This window comes from Microvirga massiliensis (assembly GCF_001006805.1).
Lineage (GTDB): Bacteria > Pseudomonadota > Alphaproteobacteria > Rhizobiales > Beijerinckiaceae > Microvirga > Microvirga massiliensis.
Genome location: NZ_LN811364.1, coordinates 99,545 through 108,404, shown reverse-complemented (window position 1 = coordinate 108,404; position 8,860 = coordinate 99,545). Strand labels below are relative to the sequence as shown.

At 60.2% G+C, this 8,860-nt stretch carries 8 protein-coding genes, 1 tRNA gene and 4 pseudogenes; 9 read left to right on the top strand and 4 right to left on the bottom strand.

What is annotated here, in order from left to right:
• From BN1233_RS34135 to BN1233_RS50695, 4 genes are all read left to right on the top strand, one after another.
• A partial coding sequence (locus BN1233_RS34135) for an Hsp20/alpha crystallin family protein (protein WP_048710708.1) occupies positions 1 to 217 on the top strand: 217 nt, incomplete at its 5' end.
• A 786-nt stretch (positions 218 to 1,003) separates the two neighbouring features.
• Positions 1,004 to 1,147: a hypothetical protein gene (locus BN1233_RS47735; RefSeq protein ID WP_154678336.1), complete on the top strand. Its 144-nt coding sequence runs from the start codon at positions 1,004 to 1,006 to the stop codon at positions 1,145 to 1,147.
• Positions 1,148 to 1,649: 502 nt separating this feature from the next.
• A complete protein-coding gene (locus BN1233_RS34130; protein ID WP_244471087.1) occupies positions 1,650 to 2,543 on the top strand; it encodes an ABC transporter substrate-binding protein in 894 nt (297 codons plus the stop codon).
• Positions 2,544 to 2,654: 111 nt separating this feature from the next.
• A complete protein-coding gene (locus tag BN1233_RS50695) occupies positions 2,655 to 2,777 on the top strand; it encodes a hypothetical protein (RefSeq protein ID WP_280139509.1) in 123 nt (40 codons plus the stop codon).
• Between the two features lie 14 nt (positions 2,778 to 2,791).
• Here BN1233_RS50695 and BN1233_RS51360 read toward each other — a convergent pair.
• The 3 genes and pseudogenes from BN1233_RS51360 to BN1233_RS48795 all read right to left on the bottom strand — a co-directional run.
• A pseudogene (locus BN1233_RS51360) lies at positions 2,792 to 2,926 on the bottom strand (recombinase); the annotation flags it as partial.
• A pseudogene (locus BN1233_RS47730) lies at positions 2,918 to 3,090 on the bottom strand (transposase); the annotation flags it as partial. The pseudogenes BN1233_RS47730 and BN1233_RS51360, both read right to left, overlap by 9 nt.
• A complete protein-coding gene (locus tag BN1233_RS48795; protein ID WP_046868092.1) occupies positions 3,060 to 3,287 on the bottom strand; it encodes a hypothetical protein in 228 nt (75 codons plus the stop codon). The gene BN1233_RS48795 and the pseudogene BN1233_RS47730, both read right to left, overlap by 31 nt.
• A gap of 134 nt (positions 3,288 to 3,421) precedes the next feature.
• Between BN1233_RS48795 and BN1233_RS34115 the strand changes: the two genes are divergently transcribed.
• A tRNA-Arg gene (locus BN1233_RS34115) sits at positions 3,422 to 3,498 on the top strand.
• Positions 3,499 to 3,590: 92 nt separating this feature from the next.
• Positions 3,591 to 4,341, top strand: a pseudogene (locus BN1233_RS34110) (IS6 family transposase).
• A gap of 61 nt (positions 4,342 to 4,402) precedes the next feature.
• Here BN1233_RS34110 and BN1233_RS34105 read toward each other — a convergent pair.
• The gene (locus BN1233_RS34105; protein ID WP_052764057.1) at positions 4,403 to 4,858 is read right to left on the bottom strand and encodes a tetratricopeptide repeat protein; all 456 of its coding nucleotides are present in this window, start codon (positions 4,856 to 4,858) and stop codon (positions 4,403 to 4,405) included.
• A 780-nt stretch (positions 4,859 to 5,638) separates the two neighbouring features.
• On the opposite strand from BN1233_RS34105, the gene BN1233_RS34100 reads away from it, so the two are divergent.
• The 3 genes and pseudogenes from BN1233_RS34100 to BN1233_RS34090 all read left to right on the top strand — a co-directional run.
• Positions 5,639 to 6,301 (top strand): recombinase family protein, encoded by a 663-nt coding sequence (locus BN1233_RS34100; protein ID WP_046868091.1) that lies wholly within the window; start codon positions 5,639 to 5,641, stop codon positions 6,299 to 6,301.
• Positions 6,302 to 6,611: 310 nt separating this feature from the next.
• Positions 6,612 to 7,661, top strand: coding sequence for a hypothetical protein (locus BN1233_RS34095; protein ID WP_046868090.1), 1,050 nt, complete (start codon positions 6,612 to 6,614; stop codon positions 7,659 to 7,661).
• Positions 7,662 to 8,527: 866 nt separating this feature from the next.
• Positions 8,528 to 8,860 (top strand): annotated as a pseudogene (locus BN1233_RS34090) (transposase); the annotation flags it as partial.

Below are 8,860 nucleotides of genomic sequence, written 5' to 3'. Positions count from 1 at the left end.
TGGCGTGCTCACCATCGAGGGCCGCATTGATTTCCAGAAGTATGAAGGTCTACAGCCCGTCTATGGCGAGTACAATGTCGGGCCGTATCGGCGGAACTTCCGGATATCCAGCCAGATCGATCAGAACAAGATCACGGCTGAGATGCGGGACGGCGTCATTACGCTGACTCTGCCGAAAGCCGAAGCGGCAAAGCCACGACGGATCGCAGTGGTATAGGGGCAGTCGGCGTGCAATGGGTAGCCTGCCCGAGGGCAGGCTACGGCTTCTCACGCAACCCTCGGGGTAGGACCTTATTCGTTATGGACCCGCAACGGCTCAAATCGTGGCACTTCCTGTCAGACGTCTCGTAGGTTTTAGGCTCAGAGCGAGGCGGCAATGCACGCTAGATTGTGGGAGGGGCTCAAAACCCTGGTGGCGGCGTGGCGCTTTCCGTACCGCCGTCTCGCCAGCACGGCGCAACGACTGCGGACATTGAAAACGAGAACGGCTGACTCTTAATCAGCGGGTCCAAGGTTCGAGTCCTTGTACACCCACCAATCGAATCAAAGACTTAGAACAAAACCGCTGTCGATCAACGAGTGTCTAGGGACCACCAAGGCACCACCTCGACGGTGTCGTTGCGGGCGACCGGCCATGGCTAATTGCGTGCCATGGACGGGCATGTCGCTCTCCCTCATGCGCCTCCACTCTGCGGGAAGACCTATCTACGCCTCTCAGCTGCCTACGACACTTCCCGCCGGTCGGCTGAATCATTGTCCGTCATGCTGCAGGGTCCGCTCTGGCTTTGGACCGGTGCACGCCCCAGCCTCATCCTAACCTGTCGGACATGGTGTAGAAGGCGCCATCAGCTTCACCTCAAAACTATCCTAACTCGAAGATTAATCCGACATTTAGCCGGCGGCACCAGCGCAGCGCGAGCCCGTAGCGCCTGAAAATGACAGGATAGGGGAGCAGCTTGGTTTCCGGAGCCGGGAGGCGCCGCTGCGGCGACGCAAGAAGCGCATGGGATCGGACGAGCCGATCGATCAGATCAACATCCGCGCTTCGGTGAGTGATCTCGACCGCTTCGTGAAGTGGTGCGAGCGCAACCGCTACTCATACCGCGAGGGCTTTGGAGAACTCGTGAAGCTGATCGATCGAGCCTGACATAGAAAAAGCCCTCGCGAGGAGCCACCGCGAGGGCAAGAGCTGGGCCCTGCTGAAGATCAAGGAAGGCAGGGCTGAAGGCGACAATGGCGACAGCCCGGCAGGGTTCCGATGGGTCCGATGGCCCAGGAGCAAGGAGGCCGACGGCAGCTAAAAGAACCTCACCCGGCATGAAGCGACCGAGCGGGGTCAGGTGTTGCGCACGTAATACTGCATACTGCGGAGGGCATTCACTTGCCGCCCCGCCCTAGAGCCACAACGGCTAGGGTCAGATCCCGATGGAATCTGTCTCCCGCTCGCTATAGCCTACTGGCTGGTGTCGAGGTTGGGGGTTCAACAGCGCACGGCAACGCCTCGGCGAGGTGAGGCCATGAGACGGCGAGACTTTCTTTCGCTCCTTGGCGGAACACCAGCCTTGTGGTCAGCCACTGCACTCTCGCTCCTTGGCGGAACAGCAGCCTTGTGGTCAGCCACAGCACGGGCGCAGCAGCCAAGGATACCGGTGATCGGCTTTCTGACCATGCGCGCGCCGGGAGAAGACCTATATCTTCTGGCTGGCTTTCGCCAAGGTCTGAAAGAGGCCGGCTTCGTCGAGGGCCAGAACGTTGTGATCGAGTTCCGCTTCGCGGAACATCAAACCGACCGGCTGCCGGCCTTGGCTGCGGAACTCGTTCAGCGTCAGGTGGATGTAATCACCGCGAATGGCCCGGGAGCACGCGCAGCCTGGACGGCGACCCGAACCATTCCCATCGTCTTCGTGGCAGGATTTGACCCGGTTGAAGCCGGGCTTGTTGCAAGTCTGAGCAGGCCAGGAGGCAACGCAACAGGCGTCAGCGTTTTTGATGTCAGGCTCGGGCGAAAGCGGCTTGAGTTGATGCTAGAACTCTTCCCTGCGGAGACGGCATTTGCCGTGCTCGTCAATCAGACTGATCCGGCTCGCGCGAAAGAGATATTGCGGGATTTGGAAACGGCGGCCCGCGACCTGAAGGTTGAACTGCACGTTCTCAATGCCGGCACGGATCGCGAGCTGGAGGCGGCCTTCGCCAAAGCGGTCGAACTCAAGGCGCCCGGTTTGGTGATTAGTGGCGATTCTTTCTACACCAGTCGTAGCAAGCAACTTGCTGCACTTGCGCTTCGTCACAGGCTGCCCGCGGTCTTCGGGTGGCGGGAGTTTGCCGTTGCGGGCGGGTTGATGACGTATGGGACCAATCTGACCAATGGATTCCGCCAAGTCGGCGTCTACATTGGCCGAATCCTCAAGGGCGAAAACCCTGCTGACCTCCCCGTGCTGCAGCCGACCGAGATTGAGTTCATTATCAATCTCAAGACCGCGAGAGCGTTCGGCCTGGAGATCCCGCCCACGCTCCTGGTCCACGCCGACGAGCTGATCGAGTGAGAGCGGCAAATGGTTTGCCTCGTGGCTTGCGTAACAACTCTAAACGGTCCACAGAACCCGCGGCTTCCCCCGAAGCACGTCGAGCGGATGGTCCAGGCGTCGGAGAAGCTGATGCCCAAGACACCATGGGAGCTGTCGCCCGACGAGCTGCGCGGCATTTGGGATGCCGATCTCGCCACCTGGTTCGAGACGAGCTGGCGGAACCGCCGCTGGTTTTCTCAGACCCGGTCGTAATCCTCCGGTGCCGGCCAGCGCGCCTCCAGTTCGCCAGCCACCAGCCTGTTGACTGGGTCGGCAGCGTCGTATTGCCGGAAAGCGCGATCGGCCGCATAGCGCGCCGCTTCGAGGTCTCGCTTGAGCGCTGCGCGCCCCTGATCCCGCCGCAGCCGGTTGGCATCGTTGACGTCCTCGTATCCGGCCAGCCGCCCGAACACGGATTGGCGAACCTGGGCGGTCAGAGGGTGACGGCTATGCTGGCCCGTTCTGGTATCGGCGAGAACCTCTTCGCAAGCTCTGTCAGGCCGAGTACATGGTCGAGGTACCGAAAGGTCGGACCTTGCCGGTCTCGGAGTCGCAGACATGGGCAAAGACCTTTAGGTCGAGCTGGTGCACGGTTTCGAGCGTCACGCACTGGAGCTGGTCGCATGTCTCGCGCACGGCTTCCACCGGGCGCAACTCGCCCTCGAGGTCTTTCGAGAGCTCTGAGAGGCAGACGACGCGATCAATGGGTGGACAGCAGTTCATGGCACCGCTCCTCCAGCATTTCCCGGGGCCGGTGTCTCCATTCACGGGTGCCGGTAAATCAGTGTACTCTCCATAAACGGGGCCATATATGAAGCAGATCACACGTGATTTGATAGCGTTAAACGCGATCATTTGGCCGCGTAGCTCAACTGGACAGAGCATCAGCCTTCGAAGCTGAGGGTTGCAGGTTCGAGCCCTGCCGCGGCCGCCAGCCACAGTTTCGGGGCTTGTCGCAAAGTTTTGGTGTTCACGGCTTGTTAGGCATGCCGGCTGACTTTGCGGCCTCCGAACCGGAGGTGGCCCATGATCCTGAACGCCCTTGTCGAGCGGCTCAAGCATCGGTCCAAGGGCGATTTCAAGGGCCGGCATTTCGAGGCATCGCTGATCCTGCAGGCCGTCTCCTGGTATTTGCGCTACCCGCTCAGCTACCGCGACATCAAGGAGCTGTTCCTGGAGCGCGGCCTGGAGGTCGACCACTCCACCCTCAACCGCTGGGCGCTGGCCTATGCTCCGCTGATCGAGCGCCGGCTGCGGGCCTTCCGCGAACCGCACTGCGGGTCGGTGCGCATTGATGAAACCTACATCCGCATTCGCGGCCAGTGGCGCTACCTGTAGGGGCCATCGACAAGCACGGCACGCCTGTTGACTTCCTGCTCACCGCGAAGCGCGATCTGGAGGCGGCCAAGCGCTTCTTCCGCAAGATGCAGCAGGAGGAGCCGCTGCTGTCCCCCGACCGGATCGGCACCAATGGAGCGGGTCCCTATCCACCGGCCATCGCGGCAGCCCGGAAAGACGGGCTCCTGCCTCACACGCCGCTCCACCATGTGACCAAGCACCTGCAGCAAGGGATCGAGATCGACCATTTCCGGGTCAAAAAAACATGCCGCGGATCGGCGGCTTTCAATCCTTCGGCACGGCGCGGCGCACCATTCAGGGCTTCGAGGCCATGCTGTAGCTGCGCAAGGGGTTCGGCTTTGCGGGCGCTTGGACGGTGCGCGAGCAGAACCGACTGCTCGCGCTCTGTTTCGGACTTCCGCAGGTTAACAAAGCCTGAAAAGAGGACTGCTACGGCTCATCCTGCGGCCGACGCCAGAGTTTGCGACAGGCCCGGCATACTATGGTCTGAGGCGGTTGGCCTTGGTGTAGTCGGCGAGGGTGCGGTCGAGATCGCCCTTGGAGGAGTAGGCATTGCCGCGGTTGTGGTAGGCGAGAGTGTATTCGGGATTGAGGCGGATGGCCTCGGAGAGGTCAGTGATGGCGCGGTCGAGATCGCCCTTGGCGGAGTAGGCGTTGCCGCGGTTGTGGTAGGCGAGAGCGTCTTGGGGATTGAGGCGGATGGCCTCGGAGAGGTCAGTGATGGCGCGATCGAGATCTCCCTTCTTCCAGTAGGCATAGGCGCGGTAGTAGTAGGCGTCGGCACCCTGGGGATTGAGGCGGATGGCCTCGGAGTAATTGGTGATGGCGCGGTCGAAGTCACCTTGACGGGCTGCTTCCTGGGCCCAGCGGAGCTGTTCCTGGCGAATCTGCTTCTGCCACGTGAGATAAATACCTGTCACCAGAGCCAGAGACACGAGAGCAGCTGCAGCCCAGCCCAAACACCGCCGAGCCGTTGTGCTGAGAAAAGCCTGACGTCCTGCTGTAGCTGTATGGGACTGGTCTTGATCGCTGATCATGGTGGACTGCCCGGAGGCGGTGAGCGCAGGCGCGATCCTTGCCTCGTGCGACGCGGCCACCTGCGGTCGAGACCCGTAGGTCGAGGGGAGCCACTATCTTCCCGCTCCAGTAGCGTGACCGAAGCGGACGTGATTTCCGGACGGGACAATTTGGTCTCGGGCAATCGCCGTCTTGGAAATTTCCTTCGAGAGTAAGACTCAAAGGTTCGACGTCGTAAAGCCTTGTGTGCCGGATGGGATCATAGAGCAGGCCTCCGCTCCCAGGTCGGAACTTTTTTCTGGGCGTTTATGACAAGTCAGCTCCGGGACCGGTCCGTCTCCCGCGCCACCAACATAGCTGTAGCTGGCGGTCTGAGCCCGCTCAATGTCGACAATTGAAAACGTCATCATGTCGGCCTAGGGACCGTCGATGAGGGGATCGTGGCACTAAAGCTCGAAAGGACCTCCTGAAGGCGGCATGGGTAAGACACTACACACGGAGGTTCATGCCGGACCTGAGTGTATATCCTTCCAGCAAGCAGACGAATTCCTGGTCTTGCAACGTGCGGACAGGGTCACGATGCAGGATCTGCAGCAGGCCGTCCAAGGCTTAAAGTCACCCCTTTTTGTAACCCTGCTAAACAGCTTTACAGGTGCCCCTGCCCAGCCTGCAGCTTTACGGCTTAACAGGAGGGCGCGATGGCGGTGTGGGGCTACGTCCGGGTCTCGACGGACCGGCAGGCGGAAGAAGGCGAGAGCCTGGGCGCGCAGCGCCGCACGGTCGAGGGCTATGCCATGATGCACGGCCTCACCCTCGACCAGGTGTTCATAGAGCGCGGCGTGTCGGGATCGAAGCCGATCAGCGAGCGTCCGAAAGGCGCGAGGCTGCTCGCGCGCGTGAAGCCCGGCGACGTGATCATCACCCCGAAGCTCGATCGCATGTTCCGCTCGGCGCTCGATGCGCTCGACGTGCTCGCAAAGCTGAAAGAGCGCGACGTGGCGCTGCACATGATCGATCTCGGCGGCGACGTCACGGCCAACGGCATCTCCAAGCTCGTGTTCACGATCCTCTCCGCCGTCGCGGAGGCCGAGCGCGACCGGATCCGGGAACGCATCGCGGAGGTGAGGCGCGATCAGAAGACCCGCGGCCGGTTTCTCGGCGGCACGGTGCCGTTCGGCTACCGGCTCGATGAGAAGGACGAGCTCGTCCCGCACGAGGAGCAGCAGGAGGCCATTCGGGAAGCGGTGGCGATGAAGGCCGAGGGCGCATCGCTCCGGGTGATTGCGGACGCTCTCCAGGCGAAGGGGCACTCGATCTCACACGTCGCGGTGAGCCGGGTGCTCCGGGACCATGCAGCTTGAACGGGGCACTCCCTCGGTAAGGGAGAGATCCTGGCCCTAGGTGCGGATTCCCAGCCCCATCGTCCCGCCCCGAAGGAGACGGCGCGCGAGATTTCCCTGCCCGCGCGGTGCCACTCCATGAAGCGGGTTTCTTAACCGCTCTCCCTATCCCCTGAGATTCGCTCTGCCGTTTCGCCCATCATCCTGATCCAGGCATTGAGCTGCCGCCGAAGGACAGGGTCGGTTGAGGGCAGAGCCAGAGCGAGACTCGTGAGGAGAGCAGTGATGATGGAGGTGTTTCCACGCACGCCATTCATAGAGCGAAAGGGGGATGCTGCGCTATGAACACCGCCTCAAGGTTCCTCCCACAGTAACATGGCGCGCTATGGGCAACCCTCCGCAAGACTTAACTTGGTTCGAGTTCGAGCCGGATGACCGAACAAAGCCAAATGAGATCCGTTTTCGCGTGTCGTCACCGAGAGACAACGCGCGCTATATAGACAGGATCGTCACAGCCGTTGGTTTTGGCATCTATCTTGGCGGGTATAACGTCTATTGTGAAGGTATAGAGCTGCCGATCTTTGTGCCGGAGCACATGGTCGACTTCACTCTTGGCGTCGTCAGTGAGGCTTCCAACGACATCTTCGACAGCCTTGATGCAGCTAAAGCAGCTGCCATTGGAGGCAGTAACGTGAAGCCGGCAGTTGCTTATTTCTGGGGCGCTGGCGGCGCGGTAGTGGCTCCGACCATCATATGTCCAGCGACCACACCACAAATTATTGCCACGATGAGAGACGCAAGGAGTGCCTTGGTTGCTTGCGTTGAGGAGCAACTCACGGCAGTCGCTCTATCAATTGTTGGTGGCATGATTATTAAGGCAGTCATTTCCCGGATTGTAGGTGTCCGGCGTGGTGCCAAGGAGCCGGGCTCAGCTCCGTCCAAAATTCCAAAGATTCGGGCCAAGAACGATCAGATAAATGTTGGTGGTGCCCTAGAGAAAGGGAGCGAGCAATTCACAAACTTAAATCCGGTGAATCCTTTGAGTGGAGGAGCAACAAAAGGCATTCCAAACCATATCAAAGGTTCATTTGAAGAGATTGGTGAAATATTTGAACCGGGAACAGTCAAATGTATCATCTCGAACCGTCTACGTTTTGGAGATGTCAAAGATTGGAACGCTGCGGCGCAAGGTAGTTTCAAGGTTATGCGCTCCGGTGGACGCATCGGGGCCGGCCATCCTGCTTCAGGATTAAACGTTTGGGCGACTGCAGACGAAGTTCCTGTGCTTCTGAAGGCATTCCAACAGGCGGGTTTCAGGGACGTGAAGAACGTTGGCACGTCAGCCGGCCCTGGTGTTGTGATCCAAGCGATTAAGCCATGACAGTCGATAGTTTGACGTGTGATCACGGGTTGGCGAAGCCTGTTCATTTCCCGACGAGGTCGAGGGCAGTTGCTACGCGTTCGAAGCACCTGGCCAGCCGACGCTCTACGGGGTCGGGACCTGGGCCGAGGCGCAGCGCTATGCGGTCCGGCTTGAGCTCGGCTACGAGGCCCGCCGGCTCTACCATGACGAGGTCGAGGAACTGGATCTCGCCGAGCGCGACGACGTGATTGGGCTGTGGAGCATCCTCAAGTCCACATAATCACCCCACATGCTTGCGCTGGAGTGGCCATGCAGCCTGGGCGCTATCTGCAAGGCAACTCGACCTACCCGGATACAGCAGATTACGAGAGTCTATTGGCTTCTCTGGGTTTACTCGGCGCGGATAGACGGCACATCAACTCGCTGGCGGCTAGCAAACTCTATAGTCCGCGTGAGCCGCGCCTCATTCGTTGTGCCGCTCAAAGGTGACCTCTCGCTCTTAGCGCTCCGTATGCCGAAGGTGTGACTTGAGGTCAGAACCATCGCTTTTGCGAGTTTTGCAGGTTCCTCGACTGCCGCTTCTTTCAATCTCATCGCGACGAATCCGAGCGGGCGGTTTGGTAAGGATCAGCATCTCGAAAATACTTGCACGCAGCTTACCGTCAAAACCTCCAAAAGCTGCACGAGGTAGGTGCACCGGCTTCAGCTTTGCCCACATCCGCGCTGGTGGGTTGAAGAGGCTCCTATGTGGGCCGACTTAGTGCTCTAGGTAGTCGGCCCTGAACAACCCACAACTTGTTGCGGCTAAAGGATTCTTGGTCTTCGCGAAGCATTGTAAAATGCCGGTTCCTGGGGAGTGACCCACTCAAAACCGGTGTTTTGGCATGGGACCCAAGCCGACGCTGCCGAGCTCCGGCGATCTCTATCGCAGCCGTCTCGATCAGATCCTCGATCAGCGCCATGAGCTCTTTCGCCTGGCCAGTCTGATCGACTGGGACAGGTTCGATCACGAGTTTGGCCGCTTCTATCGGCCGCTTGGACGGCCCGCCAAGCCCACCCGGCTGATGGTCGGGCTGTCCTATCTCCAGCATACCTTCAACCTGTCCGATGAGGCGGTGGTGCAGCGCTGGACAGAAAACCCGTATTGGCAGTGGTTCTGCGGCTGCGAGTACTTCCAGCATCAGTTGCCCTGTGATCCGAGCTCGCTGACCCGCTAG

Coding starts and splice junctions, on each gene's coding strand:
- BN1233_RS50695 (WP_280139509.1), top strand. CDS start 2,655: ATGCCCAAGACACCATGGGAGCTGTCGCCCGACGAGCTGCGCGGCATT.
- BN1233_RS34100 (WP_046868091.1), top strand. CDS start 5,639: ATGGCGGTGTGGGGCTACGTCCGGGTCTCGACGGACCGGCAGGCGGAA.
- BN1233_RS48795 (WP_046868092.1), bottom strand. CDS start 3,287: ATGAACTGCTGTCCACCCATTGATCGCGTCGTCTGCCTCTCAGAGCTC.
- BN1233_RS47735 (WP_154678336.1), top strand. CDS start 1,004: ATGGGATCGGACGAGCCGATCGATCAGATCAACATCCGCGCTTCGGTG.
- BN1233_RS34095 (WP_046868090.1), top strand. CDS start 6,612: ATGCTGCGCTATGAACACCGCCTCAAGGTTCCTCCCACAGTAACATGG.